The organism is Streptomyces sp. H39-S7 (assembly GCF_027158205.1).
In the GTDB taxonomy this organism is placed as follows: Bacteria; Actinomycetota; Actinomycetes; order Streptomycetales; family Streptomycetaceae; genus Actinacidiphila.
On the sequence record NZ_JAPVLU010000038.1, the window covers coordinates 1 to 20,621 of the forward strand.

18 protein-coding genes and 3 pseudogenes are annotated in these 20,621 nt (G+C 69.1%); 6 read left to right on the forward strand and 15 right to left on the reverse strand.

The window, feature by feature from the left end; translation table 11 throughout:
• Nucleotides 1-245: 245 nt before the first annotated feature.
• From O3X23_RS30320 to O3X23_RS30330, 3 genes are all read left to right on the forward strand, one after another.
• Nucleotides 246-371, forward strand: coding sequence for a hypothetical protein (locus O3X23_RS30320; protein ID WP_269275142.1), 126 nt, complete (start codon nucleotides 246-248; stop codon nucleotides 369-371).
• 699 nt (nucleotides 372-1,070) lie between these two features.
• Nucleotides 1,071-2,066: an ArsR/SmtB family transcription factor gene (locus O3X23_RS30325; protein ID WP_331283965.1), complete on the forward strand. Its 996-nt coding sequence runs from the start codon at nucleotides 1,071-1,073 to the stop codon at nucleotides 2,064-2,066.
• Nucleotides 2,067-2,507: 441 nt separating this feature from the next.
• On the forward strand, nucleotides 2,508-2,864 hold the full coding sequence (locus tag O3X23_RS30330; protein ID WP_269275144.1) for a hypothetical protein: 357 nt from the start codon (nucleotides 2,508-2,510) through the stop codon (nucleotides 2,862-2,864).
• Nucleotides 2,865-2,934: 70 nt separating this feature from the next.
• On the opposite strand, the pseudogene O3X23_RS30335 reads toward O3X23_RS30330, so the two are convergent.
• The 11 genes and pseudogenes from O3X23_RS30335 to O3X23_RS30385 all read right to left on the reverse strand — a co-directional run.
• Nucleotides 2,935-3,132: pseudogene (locus O3X23_RS30335) on the reverse strand (family 1 glycosylhydrolase); the annotation flags it as partial.
• Nucleotides 3,072-3,305: a hypothetical protein gene (locus O3X23_RS30340; protein ID WP_269275147.1), complete on the reverse strand. Its 234-nt coding sequence runs from the start codon at nucleotides 3,303-3,305 to the stop codon at nucleotides 3,072-3,074. The pseudogene O3X23_RS30335 and the gene O3X23_RS30340, both read right to left, overlap by 61 nt.
• 371 nt (nucleotides 3,306-3,676) lie before the next feature.
• A pseudogene (locus O3X23_RS30345) lies at nucleotides 3,677-4,119 on the reverse strand (hypothetical protein).
• A gap of 341 nt (nucleotides 4,120-4,460) precedes the next feature.
• Nucleotides 4,461-6,194, reverse strand: coding sequence for a relaxase/mobilization nuclease domain-containing protein (locus O3X23_RS30350; RefSeq protein ID WP_269275149.1), 1,734 nt, complete (start codon nucleotides 6,192-6,194; stop codon nucleotides 4,461-4,463).
• Nucleotides 6,191-6,850 (reverse strand): plasmid mobilization protein, encoded by a 660-nt coding sequence (locus O3X23_RS44335; protein WP_443048020.1) that lies wholly within the window; start codon nucleotides 6,848-6,850, stop codon nucleotides 6,191-6,193. The genes O3X23_RS30350 and O3X23_RS44335 overlap by 4 nt, the downstream gene beginning before the upstream one ends.
• Nucleotides 6,847-7,083 carry a hypothetical protein gene (locus O3X23_RS30360; RefSeq protein ID WP_269275153.1) on the reverse strand — a complete coding sequence of 79 codons (237 nt, stop codon included), beginning with the start codon at nucleotides 7,081-7,083 and terminating at the stop codon, nucleotides 6,847-6,849. The genes O3X23_RS44335 and O3X23_RS30360 overlap by 4 nt, the downstream gene beginning before the upstream one ends.
• 88 nt (nucleotides 7,084-7,171) lie before the next feature.
• Nucleotides 7,172-7,363 (reverse strand): hypothetical protein, encoded by a 192-nt coding sequence (locus O3X23_RS30365; RefSeq protein WP_269275154.1) that lies wholly within the window; start codon nucleotides 7,361-7,363, stop codon nucleotides 7,172-7,174.
• The gene (locus O3X23_RS30370; RefSeq protein WP_269275155.1) at nucleotides 7,360-8,925 is read right to left on the reverse strand and encodes a hypothetical protein; all 1,566 of its coding nucleotides are present in this window, start codon (nucleotides 8,923-8,925) and stop codon (nucleotides 7,360-7,362) included. The genes O3X23_RS30365 and O3X23_RS30370 overlap by 4 nt, the downstream gene beginning before the upstream one ends.
• The gene (locus O3X23_RS30375) at nucleotides 8,922-9,542 is read right to left on the reverse strand and encodes a WhiB family transcriptional regulator (RefSeq protein ID WP_269275157.1); all 621 of its coding nucleotides are present in this window, start codon (nucleotides 9,540-9,542) and stop codon (nucleotides 8,922-8,924) included. Before O3X23_RS30375 ends, O3X23_RS30370 begins: the two co-directional genes overlap by 4 nt.
• Nucleotides 9,543-9,686: 144 nt before the next feature.
• Nucleotides 9,687-10,388, reverse strand: coding sequence for a zinc finger domain-containing protein (locus tag O3X23_RS30380; RefSeq protein WP_269275159.1), 702 nt, complete (start codon nucleotides 10,386-10,388; stop codon nucleotides 9,687-9,689).
• 2 nt (nucleotides 10,389-10,390) lie between these two features.
• The gene (locus O3X23_RS30385) at nucleotides 10,391-11,290 is read right to left on the reverse strand and encodes a helix-turn-helix domain-containing protein (protein WP_269275161.1); all 900 of its coding nucleotides are present in this window, start codon (nucleotides 11,288-11,290) and stop codon (nucleotides 10,391-10,393) included.
• A 1,015-nt stretch (nucleotides 11,291-12,305) separates the two neighbouring features.
• Here O3X23_RS30385 and O3X23_RS30390 point away from each other — a divergent pair.
• Genes O3X23_RS30390 through O3X23_RS30400 form a run of 3 tightly spaced genes read left to right on the forward strand, consistent with a single transcriptional unit; the run spans nucleotide 12,306 to nucleotide 14,707 of the window.
• On the forward strand, nucleotides 12,306-12,947 hold the full coding sequence (locus tag O3X23_RS30390) for a hypothetical protein (protein ID WP_269275163.1): 642 nt from the start codon (nucleotides 12,306-12,308) through the stop codon (nucleotides 12,945-12,947).
• 15 nt (nucleotides 12,948-12,962) lie between these two features.
• Nucleotides 12,963-13,523 (forward strand): toxin, encoded by a 561-nt coding sequence (locus O3X23_RS30395; protein ID WP_269275165.1) that lies wholly within the window; start codon nucleotides 12,963-12,965, stop codon nucleotides 13,521-13,523.
• Nucleotides 13,520-14,707, forward strand: coding sequence for an MAB_1171c family putative transporter (locus O3X23_RS30400; protein ID WP_269275167.1), 1,188 nt, complete (start codon nucleotides 13,520-13,522; stop codon nucleotides 14,705-14,707). The genes O3X23_RS30395 and O3X23_RS30400 overlap by 4 nt, the downstream gene beginning before the upstream one ends.
• An 83-nt stretch (nucleotides 14,708-14,790) precedes the next feature.
• Here O3X23_RS30400 and O3X23_RS30405 read toward each other — a convergent pair whose 3' ends face one another.
• The 4 genes and pseudogenes from O3X23_RS30405 to O3X23_RS30420 form a co-directional block, all read right to left on the reverse strand.
• A complete protein-coding gene (locus O3X23_RS30405) occupies nucleotides 14,791-15,525 on the reverse strand; it encodes an alpha/beta hydrolase (RefSeq protein ID WP_269275169.1) in 735 nt (244 codons plus the stop codon).
• A gap of 152 nt (nucleotides 15,526-15,677) precedes the next feature.
• Nucleotides 15,678-16,445 (reverse strand): annotated as a pseudogene (locus O3X23_RS30410) (thiopeptide-type bacteriocin biosynthesis protein); the annotation flags it as partial.
• Between the two features lie 21 nt (nucleotides 16,446-16,466).
• The gene (locus O3X23_RS30415; protein ID WP_269275171.1) at nucleotides 16,467-17,618 is read right to left on the reverse strand and encodes a lanthionine synthetase C family protein; all 1,152 of its coding nucleotides are present in this window, start codon (nucleotides 17,616-17,618) and stop codon (nucleotides 16,467-16,469) included.
• Nucleotides 17,615-20,611: a lantibiotic dehydratase gene (locus tag O3X23_RS30420; RefSeq protein ID WP_269275173.1), complete on the reverse strand. Its 2,997-nt coding sequence runs from the start codon at nucleotides 20,609-20,611 to the stop codon at nucleotides 17,615-17,617. The genes O3X23_RS30415 and O3X23_RS30420 overlap by 4 nt, the downstream gene beginning before the upstream one ends.
• Nucleotides 20,612-20,621 lie beyond the last annotated feature (10 nt).

The window sequence follows — 20,621 nt, forward strand, 5'->3', positions numbered from 1 at the left end:
GATTACCCCGGGCGCCCGGCAGGCGATCCAAGTGGTGGGGTGGCGAAGCGACTTGAGCACCGGGAAGCTGGCCATCGAGCGCGTCTATCTGATCACCAGCCTGAGCATCTTCGACGCCACCCCCCCCTGAACTCGCCACCTGGATCAGAGGCCACTGGGGCATCGAGAACCTGCTGCACCACGTCCGGGACCGCGCGTTCCGCGAGGACGACTCCAAGGTCCGCACCGGCACGCTGCCCCGCGCCATGGCTTCCCTGCGCAACCTCACCATCAGCGTCTTCCGCCAGGACGGCCAGACCAACATCGCCGCCGCCCTCCGCCACACCGGCCGCGACTACCTCCGGCCCCTACGAACCCTCGGCCTCACGTGACGAACCCGGACAGATCCCGATCACGCAATGACCCTGGGTAGAGGGAGGGTCCGTACGTAAGCGCCCTCACGTAGCGGAACAGACCACCGGTGCTGGCGTCGACACGAAAGCAGGCACCCGCAGAAGCGAGGACCTCTGCCATGGCAACCACCGTGCAGGTATCCCCGAGAGCCGCCGTTATCCCGGCCCACGCCGCGTGGGGCGCCGCATTCAGTGCGGCTGATCGCTCCTGGGCTGCGGCGGGTTTGGGAAGTAGGCCGTTGTCCCGACGCGGGACGGCGGAGCCCTCGCCCCGCCAGGCCCGGCTCTGCTGTGCCTTCCGGATCCGCAGGCACGTGGCCCACACGATCGTCTGCAACCCGCGCCGCGCGGCCCGGCAGCAGCAACTTCCCTGCGGCGATCCCCATCGCCCGCGCCCGGCGGAAACCGCCCGGCCATACCCACTGCGGGCGAACGTGGAAACCGCAGTACGCGAACGGCCGGACATCCCAGCCCGGTGTCGCCCACGCCCACGACAGCGCCGGCGTCAGACAGACGCGAGAGCGGTGAGCCCACCCCTCAACCGGGCAAGGGGGCGAATAGTCCGGAAAGGGCGTAGCAGGCCCCGCTCGTCGCGCCCGACAATGTGACGGCTGCCACGGATGTGGCGGTGGGACCAACACCGCGCCCAAGGTGTCCCCCGCTCCATGACGGGGGTCTGTGGTGCTACGTATTCACTTCACCGCGGAAGATCTCGCCCGCACCCGGGTGGCCAGTACGATCGGGGCCGCCGCGGAGACGTACTACAGCCTGGAGATGCTGCGGAGACCTTCCCTCCCGCTGCCCTTCCAGCGCTGGCGCGCCTCCGTGGCCGGCCACCTCGGCGCGGACACCGCACCCCTCACCACACTGGTGCCGACCACAGGACCCGGTCTCGACCTGCTCGCGCTGGCAGGCGACTCGCCCGACATCGACCACGCCGTGGAGGCCCTGCTGCGCGCACCGCGCACCCGTGTACGCCGGGAGTTGGAACCCGTCGCCGTTGGTCCCGCCCACAGGTCCTGGGCGCGGGCCGTCGCCGACGGGGACTCCGACGCCCGACGGTTGCTGGCGGCCGGCCTCGTGGCCTGTCACCGGGCGACCGTCGCACCCTACTGGGCGGCTTCGCGGCCACGGCTGGACGTGGTGCGTGCGCAGTACGCCCGCACGTTCCTGGAGGGGGGAGTCGAGACACTGCTGGCCGCCCTGAGCCCTCCGCTGGTGCGCTGGCGGCCGCCCGTGCTGGAGATTCGCTACCCGCGCCCGGTCGAGGTCCACCTGGGCGGCAGAGGGCTGATCCTGGTGCCGACCGTGTTCTCCTGGCGCGAGTTCAGCCTGCTGTACGACCCGCACGACGACGAGTCGGTGCCGCAGCTGACCGTGCCCGCGGTAACCGACCCGGCCGCGGCCGCGGCGCTGTGGCACCCCGGTGGCCCCAGGACGGACAATCCCCTAGGCGCCCTGCTCGGACGTACCCGGGCCGCTGCGCTGCGCTTGGCCCTCGACGGTTGCAGCACCACGGAACTGGCCGCGCGGCTCGGTGTCTCCCTGCCGGCCGTCAGCCAGCACACCAAGGCGTTGCGCGACGCGCGCCTCATCACCACCAGCCGACGCGGTGGTTCCGTACTGCACATGGCCACCGCTCTGGGGCGGGAACTGCTGGACGGGAACCGATAGCGCCGCACAGCGTGGCCCTCCTTTAAGCCATACCTTCAGGGCGTAGCCGCCCGTACCGGCAGCCCGGAACATTCATGGTGTTCGGCGTACCGAAACTCCTGGAGGTACGACAAGGGCAGGCAGCGTATGACCACTTCACCGACGCCAACCGGGTCACCGGGTAGGAATCCTGTCCCGGTCCCTTCGGACGCCCAGCTCTCGTGCGCCTCCACGGCGGGGGCGGTGCAGCGGAACTGCCCAGGGGCAAGCCGGTACAGCAGGGTTGCCTTCCGTTTTCCCGCCGACCGCGGCGGATGCCGCGGCCATCGGACAGCCGGGCAGTGGGGCCTTCTGTTCACAGCCGCACTCCCGTGGGAGTCGAACCAGGCCGTGCCCTACAGACGAATCAGCGCTTCTCGCCGAGGTGCCAGAGGCTCACTACATCGAAAGGCAGCTATCACCATGAAATCCCACTTCATCCGTACTGTTGTGATCGCAGGCTTCGCCGCAGGTGGTCTGTTCGCCAGCGTGGCCACGGCCACCGCGGCACCTGTGTCCGCCGTCGCCGCGCCCACAGCGTCGCCGGCCAGCGTCAGCTCCGCGCCGACCTGCGTCTACCTGTACCAAACCGACTACATCCGCGACGGCAAGTACCGTTCGCTGGCGAACGCCAAGAACAACTGCACCTACCCCATCCGGACCCGCATGATCTGGGTGGGCACCACTGACGGGGGCTGCTTCAGCCTCAACCCGGGACAGGACCACGGCGAATCCAAGCCCGGAACCGCACCGTACGTCTCCGAGCTGCGCGACTGCTGACACACCGCAAGCTCTGCACAGGACAACGAGATGTCAGTGGGGGCCAGGTGACCGTGGGCGGGGGCCGGGCTCCCACTGGCAGGTGCCCAACCGAGACCTTCGCGTACCAGTGGGCACTGGACTCGGGGATCCGCGTCTGGATGGCGTAGTCCCCATACATCGCGCCGAACCGCCTGCTGTAGCCGCAGGACCACTCGCAGTTGTCCGTCAGCGAGCGACCACAGGAAGCAGCACGGACATCGGCGCCGCCCGCGATCGCGCGGCGCACGCCAGAGGCCCGAGGCCGGCCAGCCACTGCACGGTCGCGACGAACGCTCGGGTGAACAGCCGCTGCGCCGACTGCTCGCCGTACCGCTCGACGCAGCCGGGCCGGCCCTCGAGGACCAACTCCTGCTCCTCGAGGGCCTCGGCCAGCTCTGGGGCCGTCAAAGGCAAGCTCACAGCAGATCATCCAGGACCGCCCGCACCCACGCGACGGCTCCCTTACCGGCACGGACCTGATCACGGAGCCTGACCGACATCACGGATTCAAGTTCAGAAGCCGGGAACGGTGACGTCTTCGTGCTGGGACGGGCGCTCGGGCTTTGCGCAGGTAGCCGTCGCCGAGGTCGCTCTCGTCGAGCAGGCGGGCCTTCAGCGTGGCTGGCGACAGCGGAGCGGGGCTCTGGTCGCCACCGGCAGGATTCTCGGCGTGGGCGGAGGAAGCCCTGTCGGGCTTGCCCTTGGTGGTGTGGGTGGAGCGGGCGAGGACGGTGACGGCGGTGAGGCAAAGGGCGGTGGCACGCGAACGCGCATGGTCGTAGGGGCGGGGGTCAGTGGCCGAGGTGGCGCAGGCAGTCCTCGAACGTGGCGTGGGTTGCGTCGGGGGGCCGGTGTGCCGGTTGTACCAGGCGGTGTCGAGACGCGGCTCAGGCTGCTGATGCCCTGCCTGGCAGCGCAACCAGATCTGGTTGCGGGTGGAGAGGATGAGCCAGTCCCGGTACGTCCCGCACTCGGTACAGGCGACCATCTCGCCGTCGAGGACGAGCGGCTGCTTCCAGGACGTCATCCGGCCAGCGACCTGATTGTGGCTCGAAACCCGCAGTTCCGGCGGAAGGAAGTCGTCCACCACGGCAGCCGGCTCGGCGTAATCCAGTTCGGCCCGCACCCGCTCGACCTGCGGCGGCACCTGCCCCTGCAACTGCGCCGACATCTCGAAGAACCGTTGCTGCGCTGCGCGGGGCTCCTTCGCACGGCGGCGTATCCGGTGAAACACCCTGGCGCCCTCCCTCGTCTCGTCCTGCACGCGTCATGATCGTGCCCCAGATCCCGGGCGGCCTTCAACTCACAAAATCAACAGTCGCGCCGCATGGGGCGGCATGCCCGTCATGCGCAGTCCAGCGCGGAGGATCACGAGTTCGCCACGGCACGTTTCCACAAGGCGGAAGACGGCGTTTGCCCGGTATGCCTAGCCACACCTCACCCCCTACTTTCGCCCAACTGCACGGCGCCTACTGGCTCGACTCGTGGTTTGTCGCGCATACGTCTTCGTGCGCGTGTGTTAACCCTTCGCAGCTCGGGCGGCGTGCTGAGTCTGCGGCCGAGTAACGGCAGGGCTCAGCGTGTGTTGCCCGCCGGCTTCTCGCCTTGAGGCCCGCCGGGCGTGGTGGGACGAGGCGTTGCCGGACGTTCGGCAGACGCGCCTTCCACCGTGCCGGAGTCCGGGAGCCCAGAGGCGTCGGCCGGTAGTTCCGCCAGACGTCGCAGGCGCCACGTCAGAACTCCGCTCACCGAGTCCGCGGTGTCGAGTTCGCGTCGGTGTGCTGTGCTGCTCAGAAGGGTTGCTGGGTCGAGGCCGGCGGCTTCGACCTCGGCGATGGTCGCTGCCAGTGCGTACCAGCCGGGTTCGGCGAGGATCCGTTCTGCCAACTCCGGCACCGCTACACGCAGCAGTACCGTCTGCCGTTGGAGCAGCGGCCGGGGCAGGCGCTGCCCGCGCTGGTACAGGACCGCGAGCGGTTGGGCGGCTGCGGCCTGGTAGGCGGACCGCAGGTGCGTGGCGGCTTGGAGGGCGGCGGCGGCCTGCTGCGCGTGCCCCTTCTTCGCGTGCCAGTGCGCGGTGGTCGTGATGAGGAAGAACAGCATGTCGATGGCCATCGCGGTCGTCGCACCGTCTTCGCCTCGACCCAGGGCGGGCCCGCCCTGGACGAGATCGCGGGCGGCCTGCCGCAAGGCACGATCGTGCCCGCGTTCTGCCCGGACGTGGGAACGCGAAGCCCGCTCGAACGCGGATGCGGCATCGCGCAGTTCGCGCCGGGTGTGGGCGGCGGACGTCTTCGCGAGCGCGTCCAGTACCTCACCGGCCGCCGCGATGTGGGCAGCGGCGACCGCGTCGTCGCCGTGTTCGACGATCGTGATCGCCGTCCAGGCAACCGACGCGGTTCGCCGGCGCGCGGCGGAGGGGCTGGCAGGCGTTGCGCGGCCGGGAGCACCTGGCGGCGAGATTTTCCCGAAATCGGCGGACCAGCGCTCCCGGATCCTGGGCAGGGAAAGGTCCGGGGCCAGCCGTGCCCCGGGGTAAAACACGGGCTCGCCGTCCTTGTTGCGGTCGTCCGGCAGGGCCACCTTGTAGCCGAGCAGGTCGCCGGAGGGAGCTGCGCGCTTGCGGATCAGGAGGCCGGCGGCGGCCAGCCGGTCGAAGAACTCCCCCTCGCTCGTGGCGCCTGTCACCGCTCGGCGTACGCTCTCGCGCAACTCCTCACGCGCGGTGCGCTCGCGGCCCTGCCGCTGGGCCTTGTGCCGCTCCGCGCTGGTGGGGCGTTGGGCTGCGGTGCCGTCGCCGGTGTTGAGTTGCTTAAGGCCGTACTCGGCTTCGATCAGGCGGGCTTCGGCCTGGGAGCGCTTAGCGTCGTTGTTCAGCCGCGGCCTGCGACCGTCCTCGCGCACGAGGGTGGCGATGATGTGGATGTGGTCGCCCGCGTGGCGCACGGCAGCCCAGCGGCAAGCGGTGTCGTCGTCCGCCGGGGCGATGCCGGTCGCCGCGAGCATGCGTCGGGCGATCTGCGCCCACTGCTCGTCGGTCAGGAGCGGATCTTCCGCAGCGGTCCGCACTGACAGGTGCCAGACGTGCTTGTCCGGACGCCGCGACGCCGGCAAGGCGTTGACCGGCTGGTCCAGGAGCTGCTGGAGTTGCTTCAGAGTCGCCTGCGGATCGCGGCCGGGGTCAGGGGCGAAACCGTCCCAGGCCGCAACGAGGTGGGGGTCGGTGTGTTCTTCGTGGGTACTGGTCGCGTAGAGGTAGGCGAGCAGGCCGATGGTGCGTGACCCGCGCTTGTGGACGCGGGGGATCACCTGGCTCGTGATTCGGTGTCTAGGTAGCGCTGAGTGAAGGCGTCCACACGTTGGGCAGCGGCTCGGACAGCGTTGAGGACGGCCGTGGCGTGCAGAACGTCTGCACCGGAATTCGTGGCCTTGGCTACCTGATTGAGGTTGTTGCCGATCTGGTTCAGGTGGCGGCGGACCGCGAATAGTTCCGAAATCACTTCGCGTTCCGAAGCAATCGCGGCGGCTGTGCGGTTGAGATCGCCGGCGGCTTTGAGCGCTGCGTAGGCGAGGAAACTGGCGACGCTCATCTGGCATGCGGCGGCGGCGCGGACGAGCTGCTGGAACTCTTCGTTGTTCATGCGGCAGCTGGGCTGGTGCTCGCGCTTGTGCGCGTCGTGGAGGCGCTGGCGCGTGCGCGGTTTCGCGGGCGGGGCGTGAGTGCAGTGTGTGCTGTGGCAGGTGTGCTGTGTCTTTTCCTGGAGATGCGGTCCGCCCTCGGCCGCATCTTCCCGGACCGGCGCCCCCTGGTGCCGGTCCGATTCCCCCGCCACTTTGGGGGCGGGGGACCCATTTGCATTGCTCCCGACGGGAGCAATGCAAATGGGATAACTTGCTCGCCCCGGAACCGAGTTGAGGTCATGAGCGGGTTCCGGGGTGTTGGCGTTCTGGGTCGGGTTCGTCATCGGGATGCGGGCCTCGTGGAGTGGGTGCGGTGCTGGATGGTGGCGACCAGTTCGACGACCTGGGCTGGTCCCTTGAGGACGTGGACGGGTCCGTCGGGCTGGTGCTGGATGAGCCACTGGCCGGTCGGGCAGAGGACGGCGGCGTGCAGGAGCCGTCGGCGGACCAGGACGTCCGCCCAGGTGCCGGCCTCGGCGGTCGTGGGCTCGGATGAACGAGGATGACGCGGTATCACGGCGTACCTCCTTAAGCAGGGCGGTAGCCCGGCGCAGAGCCGAGCCACCCATGGCGGATAGGGGTGATGACCTGCTGTTTTGCCCGATTCAGCCGCACTCGGGGCAGCGCCCGACGTGGCTGTTGAGCGCCCGGGCCATCCGTGCCTTCGTCGATGCGGCCTGCTTCGCGCTGGACTTCGCCGCCGGCCTGCCCTCGTGCCGTACGGAGTGGGCGAGCATGAAGCCGATCTCCCGCTCGTACTCCGCGCGGACGGTCTTGAACTGGTGGCAGGTCTTCATCGGGTAGTGCTCCTGGTCTGGGTGGTGTTGTCGCTCCGCAGTTGCTGGAGGACAAGGCTCAGTCGGTCGTTTCGGCCGCCTGTCAGGCCCTCGCGCCGCAGGATTTCCCGCAGCTGGACCCGGGTGACCGCTTCGTTGCCGTCGCGTGCGAGCAGAGCGGGGACGTGGGGGCGGACCTGCTGGGCGAGCTGGTCCGCCGTCTGCTCCGACTCGCGCGGCGGACGCTGCGGGCTGCGGGACCGGCTGCTGCGCTTGCTCTTGGCCTTCGTGGTCGGCTTCCGCCGCAGAGGAACCTTGTGCCCTGCCCTCGGTCCCCGGTCCCCGGCTGGCTCGGTCCCCGCGTTGGTGTGGCTCGGTCCCCGGTCCCGGGTGAGGTCGGTCCTCGCGTTGGTGTGGCTCGGTCCCCGGTCCCCGGTGGGTTCGGTCCCCGATTCGGTCCCGGCCGGTCCTTGAGTCGATTCAGGGGCCTGAGCTGGCATTTCAACCCCAGGGCGGTCGGTCCCCGCACCGTCGTCGTGCCCCTGTTCCAGCTCCGGCCGGCCAGCTTCGGTCCCCGAGTCACGGTCTTCGCTTCCGGGGACCGGTCCCCTTTCCCTGTGCGGTCCCCGGTCCCCGATCGGTGCGGCGGGACCGTGGGGACCGCGGGTGGGGACCGCCGTACTGGAGGGGTTCGGGGTGGGGACCGTGGTGGCTGTTCCGCTGGTGCCGTGGTGCGGGGACCAGGGGGAGGGGAGCGGGACCGTGGCGAGGGTGAGGGCGTGCCGGCGGACGGCGAGTTGGTCGAGCAGCTGCGCGCGCTGGAGGGGGTCGGTGCCGACCGAGGCCCTGCCTAGAGCCTTCGACAGCCGTCGGGTGAGTCGTCGGCCGCGCTGTCCCTGCTGCTGCTCGGGCGCGCGTTCGGCGAGGCGGGCGGCCAGGGCGACTGCGCGGGTGGTGGCTCGGTCGCGGGTGATCTGTGCGGCGTCGCGGTCTCGGGCGGCGATGCCCAGGCGGGACAGCAGCCGTTCGCGTGCCTCCCGTCCCAGGGTGGCGAGCAGCCCGTGGGAGGCGGCGCCCGGGGTGCGCAGGCGCAGTTCGATGCCCATGGCCAGGTGCCAGAGCACCGCCGCCATGATCGGACCGACGAAGGCGCGGACCGTGCCGCCGACCGGACCGCTCTCGGCGTAGGCGGGGATCACCTGCACCCCGGTGATCACCCAGACCAGCGTGCCCGGCAGGCCCGGCGCCCCCTCGCTGGCCAAGTGCTCCCGGGCCATCAGGGCGGTTGCGAACAGGGCGAGTTCGGCGGCGGCGAACATCCCGACGCGCTCGGTGGTGCCGGCGATGTCGAGGAAGTCCGCGGCGAACCGCCACGAGGTGTCCGCGCTGTAGGCGGTGCAGCCGAGCGCGGCGAGGGCAGCGACTTTGACCGCCGGGCTGCCGAGACGTTTCTGCGGGAGGGCGCCCCGGCGTCGGATCACCCGCCCGGTCAGTACCAGGGAGAGGGCGGCGAGGGGAGCGCCGATCGCGAGGAGGAGTGGCAGATCCGGAGCGGCACCAAGGGACAGGACTGGGTGGGTCATGCGGCCTTTCCGAGGGGGACGTGCGCCGAGGCCGGCGCCGCCGGCTGCTGGGTGCCGGGCTGGGTGGCCTTCGGGGCAGCCGGCTTGCGCTTTCGCTTCTTCTTGGGCTTCGGCACGCCGTAGGTGCGGTCGCGGTCGAAGACCTTGAGGGCGGCCTGGCGCAGCAGGTCGCGGGCGTGCTTGGGGCTGATCTGCAGGGCGCCGGCGAGCCGGGCGGTGCGCCAGCCGCGGACGTAGGCGTGGTCGATGACGAGCTGGCGCTCGTCCTCGGTCAGGTGCACGTCGCGCCCGTTGAAGAACGCGATGACGCGGGCGTAGTCGGTGCGCTTGTGCAGCCCGTCGTGCCAGGGGCGCCGTTCGGCTTCGGTGAGCCCGCCCCAGATGCCCTCCTTGAGGACGTTCTCCAGGGCGAAGTTGAGGCAGTCGCGGCGCACCGGGCACCAGCCGCACAGCTCCTTCGCCTCGGCGATGTCTTCGTGGTCCCGGGGCCCGGGGAAGAACACGGCGTCGGCGTCCTCGACGTCCATGCCGTGGCACGCGCCGCGGGTGTGCCAGCTGGTGTCACCGATAGCGCGCAGGCCGGTGGGTGGCGTGTGGTGGGTGGTGATGTGGCGCATGGTGGTCTCCGATGTGCTGCCGCGTCGGCCGGTCGGGTCGGCGGGAGAAGGACGCGGGCGTCGGGCGGGTGCCAGTTGCGGCGCAGGGCAGGCGCCGCAGCTGGGGGCAGGACGGTGGCGTGCTGGCGGTGCACGGCAGGGCGATCAGGCCATCGAGGGCTGCTGGGCCTGCTGGTTCTGCTGGGCGGTGGCGAGGTCGAGGCGGCTGGGGTGCGCGGTGGCACACGGGGCGGTTCCGCGTGCCTTTCCGTCGGGGCCCGTCCGCCGACGGCGGCACGGCTCGCCGATCGGGGCTAGGCACCAGTCGCAGCGCACCGCGAGGGCGTCGGGCCGGCCCTGGGCGACGGCGGCCTCGCGAGCTGCGCGGGCGGGCCGGTAGCGCGCGAGGGCTGCCCGGGGGGTGGGCGGTATGCAGGAGCCGACCTCCCGCAGCCGTGCTTCCAGTTCCGGATCGCGCTGCCCGCTGGTGATGGCCCGGTACTGCATGGGCTGCGCGCTGCCGGTAGCCACTGCGCGCCGGGCGCTGACCAGGGCGGCGGTCCAGGCGGCCTGGTCGTCTGGGTCGACGGCCGGGGTGGGGTCGGTGTGGCGTCCCAGGCGGTCGCGTCGGTAGCTCTCCCATGGGCGGCCGATATCGGCGGCCACGATCGGGTAGGGCGAGATGCGGATGTGGTTGCGGGCGGCGATGCGGGCGTCCCAGCCGTGCGGTGTGGCCATCGGCACGTCGCCGAGCAGCTCGTGCCACTGGGCGAGCTGGTCGCGGGCCTCGCCGGGGTCGGTGCGGCTGGTGCGGGGGTCGAGTCGGCCGATGTAGGCCAGCAGGGCGGCGATTTCGCGGCGGTCCATGGTCAGCCCTCCGTTGCGGTCGGCTCGTCGTCGAGAGCGGCGAGGAGGGCTGCGGTGTGGGCCTCGGCGCGGGTCATCCCGCCCGGCTGTGAGGGGCCTTTGCCGGGCAGGGCGTAGAGGTTCGGGTGGCCTGGGGGGTGTTCTCGGGCGACCCAGGAGCGCCAGTCGGCAGCCCAGACTCCCGCCGACTTCACGCCGCGGTCGGCGCGGTGGGCCCGCCACTTCGCGTCGGCCGCCCGCAGGCCCTGTTCGCCGAGGCGGTCGAGGTGCCCTTGCTGGCGGGCCCAGGTGTGGGTTTCTGGGTCGACCTTCCACTCGCTGGCCGAGGTGACGGTGCCAGCCCTACTGCTGTACCTACGGTTCACCTTCGGTTCACTACGGTTCTGGGGGGCGGAATCCGCACCTTCGAGGGTGCGGATTCCGTGCCTTCGAGGGGTCGGATTCCGTCGCGAGGGTGCGGATTCCGCCCCGGTCGGATTCCGTTGCGAGGGTGCGGATTCCGCTCTCTTGATGGGCCAGATCCCGTACCGCTGGAGTCTCTCCGGCTTCAGTTCAGGTAGCGGGTCAGCGTCGGACGGCTCGACGTGTGCGTCCGGGTCTTCCTGTCCGGCGGCATCGACCTTGGCCAGGAAGGCGGCGGCGCGGGGCAGGCGATAGACAGTGGCGCGAAGCGGTCCCTGATAGCCGTCGAGCAGCTCCAGCTCATCGCCGGCGACGAGAGCCCGCAGAGCGTCGCGCACCGCGGTCCGCGACGCGTTGGTCCGCTCGACCAGACTCGTCAGCGAGGCCCAGGCCACGCACTGCTGGTCGGGCACCCGGTCGGCGATCGACAGCAGGACCAGGCGCGCTATTCCCCGGCTGGCACTGTGCTGCCATACCCATTCGCGGGCATCGACGCTCATCGGCCACTCCCGCCCGTGAGGCGGGGCTGGCAACTCAGTGCGACGAAAGTGGCTGCCGCGCAGGCCAGGAGGATGGGCCTTTTGCGCAGGGCAGGAGGCATGCAAGAATCCCCTTTGCAGTGTTGCCACGCTGAGACGTCCCGAGGAAGGGATCAGCGTGGTGATGGTGGGCAATCTCCGCCCTTGCCGGGGCGGTCATGCCGATTGGCGTTCGGCGTCCGGGAGTTCGTACCTCTCGGGCGCCGCCGCTGCTTTCGGGTCTGTGTGGTTCGATCCGGGGCGCTGGCTCCTCGCAGCCGCAGTGCCGGGCGGGGTTGCCCGGGGTGACGATGAACATACGCAGAGACCCGCGCCAAGATCCAGAGTTGGTTCTTAATCTCTGTACTAGTTGCAGAGAGTGACGGGGCGGGACGTCGAAACGCCCCTGGGTAGTGCTCGCGCCAGTGTGCCGGGGAGCGTCGCCGCGATGATCTAGAGTGCTTGGCGGGGGCCACGCTTGGAGGCGGTAGGCGAAGCTGAGCTACGGCATGCTCGCTCCCATTGGCGGAGTTGATTGCACCGCACCCTCACAAAATTGCGTCTCAACAATTTGTTGAACCACGCGCCGGAGCGATCTGACCCAGGCTTCGCCGGAGCGCCAAAGGCAAGTTCTCGTTCGCCTGGGAGGCGGGGCTGCCAAGGTAGCCCGCGCTATCCCGTAGACCGTGCCAAGGCGAAGGTAGGCCATGGCTGCGACGCTGTTTGCCGCCATGATGTGCCCGCGTCGGGGCTGGCGCAAGCGCTTGTCGGCATTGGTCGGCCAAGAGGGGGCTCACGGGTCCATCCGATCTTTCGAGCAGGTTCCGCACCCTGGTGCGGCGACGTTGAAGTCACGGGACGTAGCGCTCGCGCATCTGTCGCGTGAGCAGCCCCGACACGAAGCGGAGCCACAAGTTCAGTTGCTATCCTAGACAGATGATCGAACAGATTGTCTACTGGTATCAACCGTGATTAATACCGAAGGAGAGGAGCTGTCGTGACCCATGACCAGGGAACGCAGACTCCGGACGACGCCCACGAGCAGCCCGCCAGGGGCACCTTCGCCCAGCGCCTAGACTTCCTGTGCACTCACGATCCGCGGGGTCCCCTCAGTAACCCGCAGGTCGTGCAGATGCTTGAGGAGCAGGGTCTGCCCAGCTTCTCGGGCACCTACATGTGGCAGTTGCGCACCGGTCGGGCTGATAATCCGACGTTGAAGCACATGGACGCTCTTGCGGATCTGTTTGGGGTGCCGAGGGACTACTGGGCCAGTGCCGCCACGGCGAGGGTCGTTGACGCCCTGATTGTCCAGCTCAACGGGCTGAAGGCATCCGGTGCGTCGCCCGAGAAGTTGCATCGACAGCTCGCCAAATTCACTCAGAAGATGAGCGCGGGCACCCCTCCCGCAGCCCTCAAGGCGCAACTGGATGAACTGGCCCGACTGAATCAGCACGGAGTGAGCGCGGTTACGCTGAAAAGCCTGCAGGACGCGCGAGTCAGCAGCATCGCCATGCGCGCGGTGGGGCTGAGTGACGGAGGGCTTTCCGCTGTCCAAGCCGTCCTTGAACAGTTCCGACGAGCCGAAGGACTGCGGCCCGTTCCGCCCGAGGGTGAGCGGGGGGCACTATCTGACGATTAGCACGAGGAGTGACCCATGAGGCGCCGCTCACGCCGTACCGGCCGAGCCGGAGTGCCTGCGCCGGCGCAGTCGATCCAGGGCGCATGCCGGACCTTCGTCCGGTCCCTGGATCTGCCTTGTGTGCACGGCGTTCGCGAGCTGACGGACTACATCGAGCGCCTGATTGGCGAGCCGATCATCATCTCGCCGAGCCTTTCTGCCGATGGACGCACCCCCTGCGGCCTGCTGGTCAAGATTGATGGGGTAAATCACATCGGCTATGACCCGAGCACCAGCTCGTCTCACCAGGACGACATCATTGCCCATGAGTTCGGTCACCTTCTCAAAGGGCACGCGGGCGGGCAGGTAACCCCGGCATCCGCCGCCGGGATCATCCTCGGGGACATTGACCCAGACCTGATCCAGATGGTTCTCTGCCGGGCCCGGTACGACGACAAGCAGGAGTTGGAAGCCGAGATCATCGGCACCTACCTGCAAGCGCACGTCCGCCGCTCCAGCGGTGCTCCCGCGACACAAGGGCCGGACGGTGACCGGATCCTGCAAACTCTCATACGACGAAAGAACAATCCACAGTGAGCGCGCTGCACCCCTACTGCCTGGCCATATCCAGCCTGGGATTCGTCCTGTTGCTCTGGGGTCTGAAGAGCAGCAAGAAGAAGACGAATGCAGCGCTCCTGCTGCTGGCTCTGACGTACCTGGCTTCGGCCGGCTCCTTCGTTATCGAGATGCCGCCGATCTGGTCCCGCATCGACAACACCTTCGGCGTCACCAACATCGCCGTCCCGCTCTCGCAGAGCTGGGTCATGCTGGTGTGCACGTGCCAGAGCAGCGTCATCGCCTACTGGGCCTACGCCCCCAGCCAGGCGCGCCGTGCAGCGAAGTGGTTCTTCGCCGCCGGCGCTGTCGTCATCGCCGGCCTGCTGGTGACGTTCTTCAAGATCCCTCCCGACGACTTCGCCACCTTCCAGGTGCGGGAGTGGTCCTACGCCACCTACCTGAGCATCTACATCGCCGCCTACACCGCCGCCCAGGGGTACCTCACCGTCCAGTGCTGGAAGCTCGCGCACCGCGTGGGCGTGGCCTGGGTCGCCTGGAGCCTGCGCATCATCTCCGTGGGCGCTCTCATCACCATCGGCCAGAGCATCATCCGCACCGCGAACCTCCTCGGTATGGCCGACGTCAAGTGGCTCGACCTTGCGTGGCTATGCGGCGACCTCGGCACGCTACTCACCAGCGTCGGCTACCTCCTGCCCACCCTTGTCGACCGCGCCCGCGAAACCTACACATGGGCCAACGAGCACTACACCTACAAGCGCCTCGGCCCCCTGTGGGAGGCCCTCCACACCGCTTCCCCGGAGATCACCGCCGTCAAGGCCCCGCCCCAGCGCACCACCTTCCTGCGCCTGCGTTCGATCAACTTCGCCCTGTACCGGCGTAGCACCGAGATCCGCGACGGCATGATCGAACTGCGACCATATCTGGACGCCGGCGCCCGCGGCTCCGCCGAAACCCGCCACGCGCAACTCGCCGCGCCCGAACACGCCGCCGCCGTGACCGCCGAGCAGATCCACCAGGCACTACGCGCCCACCAGGAAGGGCGCCAGGCCACGACCTCGGTCGAGTGGGCCGACGCCCGGGTGCCAGCTGACACTGCCGCACGGGAAATGCAGCTCCTTTTGCGCATTGCGGCCCATTTCAAGCGCCAGGCCACGGCCGCTGCCGCAGCACCTGGCTCTCCACTGGTGCCGACAGCCAGCTAACCCCCATGGACTGCGCCTTGGCATGTCAACCCAGTTCAGACGTGTCCCTGACCGCGGCTCCGGCGGGTCGGGGGCACGTTGCGCTACAGGGCTTCGCCTCCGCGCACGGCTGATCCGACCATTCGCACCGCGCTGTGAAGACCCCGCCGTGCACCCCCCGACCGTGACGGCACACACCGCTGCGCCGCCACGTCGTACTCCATCCCCAAGAGCCCCGCATGATCGGTATCCACCGGCTCCCAGTGCACCGGCCATCCCCGATCGAGTACGGCCCTCGCGAATTTCTGCGACTCCCGCCAGTCCAGCACGTCGTCTGCCGTTCCGTGCGACAACCACACAGGTACCGGCGACTCGGTGGTTGTGGCCAGGTCCTCGACGGGTGGAGTGCCGGACGAGCGTGCCACCAGATCGTAGCGGCCGGCCAGACCCACCACCGCTAGTGGGCGCCAGCCGTCCGCCAGGTCAGGGCGGAGCGCCATCGACACCGCGGACCCCGCTCCCGCTGACCAGCCGACTGTCACCAGCCGCCCGTCGCCCCCGTGCTCGGTGGCGTGCTCCCGCACGTACGCCAGCGCACCGAGCAGGTCCCCTTGACCGCCGTCCTTCGCGTCCGACTGCCAGTCCGCCGCAAACGCTGTGATGCTCAGGCGAGCAAGTTGCTCCGCGATCGCGGCCATGACGTCTCGCTCGTTCGGCCCGAGCCCGTGCCACAGAAGGACGGCAGGTCGTGCCACAACGCCAACGTGTGTGGGTTTGTACACGTCGATCAACCTGCCGCGGCTGGTCTTGACCGTCAGCTGTTCCACGCCGTTCGCCACGTTCTTTCCCCTGCTCCATGGTTGTCGCTTCTTTGATCTACTCATAGTCGACCCTCGACGCCAAGATCAATCCGAGTCCAGGGTGTGACCCCAGGGCACGCATGTCGTCATAGCCAGTCAGCAATGCGGTCGCTTCAGCTGTGACCCGATCGCATCGCTGCCTCGCGCGCGGTTGTGAAGAGTGCGCTTTGGTCTTTCAGCGGGAGACCTGCGCGATTGGCGTGGAAGATCACGTGATGTGCGATGACGGCGCGCAAACCGCGGGACAGCCCGCCCCCGGCGTTGAGGCAAGCCAGCGTCGTACCGGCCCGCTCGAAGCCATACACCCACTCCGCCCGCCCATCGAACGGGGCGCCCGCGCGGCACAAGCTGTGGATGTCGGCTGTCATTAGGGTCCGCATCGCTGGTATCAAGATGGCGGTCCGTTCCGGCGTGAGGGGGGCGGCCGGGCGCAGTGCTGCGGCCTTCGCCCAAACGTCTCCTTGCTCGAACCAGTCCAGGTTCGCGGCCCTCATCAAGCAGCTCAGCAGGAGTACCGCAGTCTCCCGGCGACCGAGCCCTTCTGGACCGAACGGGTAAAAGAGCAGGTGCCGGCTGTCCACATAGAACATGTCGTGGGCGGCGTCCATCGAGAGGGCTCCACCGAATGCGGTGCTCTCCGGCTCATAGATGCCAGAGGCCCAGGACTCCACTGTGCCCTCAGCAACAAGCTCTTCCAGGGCCGACTGAACCAGCGGCGACGGTTGCGCGGCCCGGTAGCGCAGCGGCCAGGGCTGCTTGTTCATGAACCACCAGCCGTCGAGTTCTCCGGCTTCTTCGGCCGCCAGCAGCGTGGGGCCGATGCGTTCCGAGATGGAGGTCTTGCCGCTCTCGCGGTCGGTGAAGGTGACGTTGTGCTGATACCAGCGGTCCGGGGCCATGGATAGTCCTCGATTGGCGGGTCAGGCAAGGAGTAAGCAGGTGTCCCAATGGCCTTGAGGTCGTGCGGCGCCATCAGGTTCGGCGTCCTGGAAGGCGAGGGCAGCTCCGGTCTTGCCTTGTAGGAAGCCTTTTTCCTCCGGGGGGCCGGCGGTCAGGAATCTGCCGGTCAGCAGGCCCATACGGGCGGTGAACGCGGAGGGTGTCTCGGCGTCTTCGGCGACGCGCAGCACGGTGCGGATGACGCCGCCGAAGCCGTGGCAGAGGCCGCGGTCCGCTATCCGGTCGAGCTGGTTCGGGTCGGTCATGCAGTGCAGCAAGGCGCGCTCGGCCATGCGCTTGCGGTCATCGTCGCCGGTAACGATCGCGGCGAGCTGCTGGGCGCGGGCCAAGCCTGGCGTCCCGTAACACCAGGAAGGGGCTGCGGGGAGAGCCGGAGCCGGGCCGCGTTCGCTGATCCAGCGGGGCCAGCGGACCCCCAGGTGGTCATGCAGTCGTATCTCATCCAACCACCGGCAGATGCGGTGTATGGCAGTCTCGTGGCCCTCTACGGTGATCCCCGAGCGCATGGCCAGGGCCAGGAGTGCGAGCGGGCCGGTGATGCCGTGGGCCAGACCGGCGTTGGCATGGCCGCCGGGCATGGTCGCCTTGTTGTTGGCCGGTGCGTGACCGACCCACCATCCCGGCAGCAGGTTGCCGTCCACCGAGACAGACTCGGTGAGGCGAACGAGGTACTCCAGGACGGCCTTCGTCTCCGGACCGTGCGGCTGTCGCAGCAGCAGCAGCGCCCCGATTCCAGTGAGGCCCCGGAGCAGGTCATATTCAGCGAACTCAGCCAGGCGGCCGGTGTTGATACGGGCGTGTGCGATGGCAAGGCGCTCCCGAACGTGAGCGACCACGATGCCATCGAGGCTCTGGAGGGCGCCGGCGTACCCGCCGCTGCCGTCGGCCGCCAGGTGCAGGACGAAGGCCAAGGCGGGGGCTCCCAGGAAGAGGCTGGCGGTCGGGCCGTCGATCAGGGGACCAGTGCCGGACAGGCTGCGGTGTACTCCCTCCCACGTTTCGGTACCGCGCCGGGCTCGTTCGATGCGCAGGAGAGCGGCGCCCAGTGGTCCGTGAGCGAGGGATTGTTTGGACGACAGTGATGTGTCGACGGCCGGTGGGGCTGCGGTCACCGCAGGGCTCCTTCTGAGCGGGCGATCAAGGAGAGAGCTGCCGCGCGGGCGGTACGGCGGCAGGTCGCTTCGGCGGCCGGGTCGATACCTGCTACGCGGTTGTGGTGCATGTGAAGCAGCGACGGCAGCACGTCCGCCGGATCGCTCCCGGACTCCTCCAACGCCTCGCGGTAGTGCAGGAGCGCGCGACGCCGCGCTTCCCACGCCCGCATCACCGCGGGTTCGCCCACCATGGTCTGCGCGGGGTCCGGGCCGGAAAGTCGAACGGCAAGGGCTTGGACGTGCCGGGGCGCGGCCTCGCCATCGGCGCGCCGCAGATTGCGCGTCAGCCAGTCGAGTCCAGCTGAGTGGGAGCCGAGCAGGCCAGCGCAGATGTCCACGAACGAGGCTGCGGCTGTTGCGGACTGAAGGTCGGCGGGATCGAGGAGCATCTGCGCGAGCGCCGCGGCGGAGTCGGCGGCGAAGTACGCCTCGGCAGCATCCAGCGCCGCGCCGGTGCCGTACCGGCCGGTCTCGGGCTGGTCGGTGTCCCAGGTGATGCGCTGGATGACGCCCTCTTCGCGAAGTGCCGACGCCCAGACCGCGACGTTCTGCGCTGCGGCTCCGAATCCGTCTGGGTTCGTCAAGCGGAGCCGCAGACGAACGTGCGGTTCGGGATCGGCGTATCGGACGAACCACGCGGCGAGGTCGGTGTCCCAGCCCGTGAGCAGACGCGGCAGGTGCGCCGTCAACAGCTCTGGCACCCGTGACGGGTTGCCGTAGAGCTTGAGGAAGGCGTGATCCGAGCTGCCCGGCAGACGTCCAGCCCCGCGCTCCGCCACGCGGTCGAGACGAACTACGGGGGCCGGGGTGGGCTCCTGGTCGGCGACGAAGGGAAGCACCACTTCGTGAGCGTGGCCGATCCAGCCGAAGGCGCTCTCGTCTGGTGCTTCGTGCAGGACGACGGACTGGTGGCGGTTCAGCTCGTGCCGCAGGAGATCCCGGTGGGCGGGCAGGCCGAGGTCTAGCCGAAGGAGCTGGTCGTTGGAGCCGACGTAGACGTTGCGCGGAACCCCGTACTGAACGAGCCAGTTGGTGAATCTGAACACCCACTCCTCCCCGTCGCCCAGGTTTTCCGCACGGAGCCGCCAGCAGGCGGCGGACAGGATGGTGCGGCCGTAGCGGATCTCGGGCAGGAAGGGGAGGCGGGCGGCGGCGCCCCAGGCGAAGGGAATGAGGATCGCGGCGTGGGAGCGGTGTATCTCGCACAGGAAGCGCACCAAGGGGTGGGTGGCGTGGCTCAGCTCGACGGCGTTCATCACCGACGGCTCGATGACACGGCCCGTGGAGAGGGTCACCAGGTAGAGGCGACCGGCGTCCGCGACCACTCCGAGGTCGTCCAGGTCGAGGGTGGCGGCCGGGTTGTGCTCGCCGACGGCCAGCACTTCGGGCGCGACCACAGGCGCCCGGCCGACGTTGAACGTCTGCTGCTTCATCGGGGGTGAGGTGACCTGGGCACGCACCGCTCCAGCGGTCAGCGTCGGCAGCGCCTTGTACGCGGCCGACCGTCGGTTCAACTCCGCGGGCGGCAGCATCGACAGGAACCTGCCGGTGGTCGTGCCGGCGGCCAGCGACAGGCCCACGGTGGACAGTTTGAACCGGCCCTCATCCAGCTCGTTTTGGGACGTGGCGAGCACGGTGAAGCACAGCTCGACGTGCGCGGGAACCTGGGTCGACTCGCCGACGGACAGAGCCTTGATGTCGTCTTCGGTAAGCGTGACCTCGCGCCGGTTGGTGAGCGCGGCGTCCTGGGCAAGCGCGAGGAGGTGTTCGTCGCGTGGTGTCGTGCCGAGGACGGGACGTGGCAGCACGGTTCCCCGGTAGCCGACGGGGACGCCGAGGCCGGTGTCCGCGTCGGTGAGGTCGCGCAGCGGCACGACGGTGCCCATGCTGTACCGCTCCAGGAATCGCGTCCGATAGTCGTTCCAGGCAGGCGAGCCGTTGGGATACGGCGTGATGCCCGCGATGGCCCTCAAAGCTTGCTCTGCCTCGCGCGCCACCTTGTCGGGCAGGACGATCTCAGCGTCCGGGCGGACGTTCACCACCAGGGGCCGGACCGTGACGCTGGTGAGCGCCGACATCAGGTCGACGGCCTCTGCGCGCAAGCCCGCCTGTTCGTCGGTGCGGGCGAGGTCATGGCGCTGGAGGTTTCGGTGGACGTGGCGGAGCCGCGCGGTGGCAGAGGTGTCGACTTCGGCCTTTTTGAGCTGGTGAACCAGGTGGCCGAGCGGGTCCATGGTCGTCATCGGCGGCGACAGTTCCGTGAGCAGGACGCGGTGGTCCACCAGGTTGGTGATCATCGTCTCGATGGTGGGCGCCGGGGTGTCGGGGTAGTTCGTTCGAATCTTGTCCACGAGGTCGCGGACTCGGATCGGAGTACGGGCCAGCGCGAGCGTCTGTTCGGCGGCCCGGGTGCGCCGCAGACTGGTGCTCGTCGGCCCGCTCGTGCCTGGCTGGTAGGGCACCACGATGCGGGGGCCCTGTACGGTCCACGTCGAATCCGCGATGACGGCTAAGTTCCGCAGTACCTCAGAGTCCCGCTCCAACGCCGTGATGATCTCGCGCAGCCACCCGGCGTCAGCCCCGGCGAACGCCCGGTGCTCCGTACCCCAGCGGACATGTGCCCTCTGCCCGAGGCGCACCGGGGCCGCTCCGGCGAACAGGCCGAATGGTGTGGCGCGGTGCTGCATCCGCAGTAGATATCGGGCCAAGGATCGCGCGGTGCTCTCGATGCGCGTCTGCGGAACGGAGCCGTTAAGCGCCTTGCGGACGGCTTGAGCGAGTACGGGTGCCGCGTGGCTGATGGCCTCGGCGCGAGATGCGTCCGCCCAGACCTCTCCCATCCAGTCGCCCAGTTGAGCACGGCCGGCGGATTCCCCGGGCCAGGAGGGCAGCGTGACCGCCATAGGTGTGACGGACGCTCTGATTATGCCGGCGTCGAGTGCGTGGTACATCGTGCCTCCT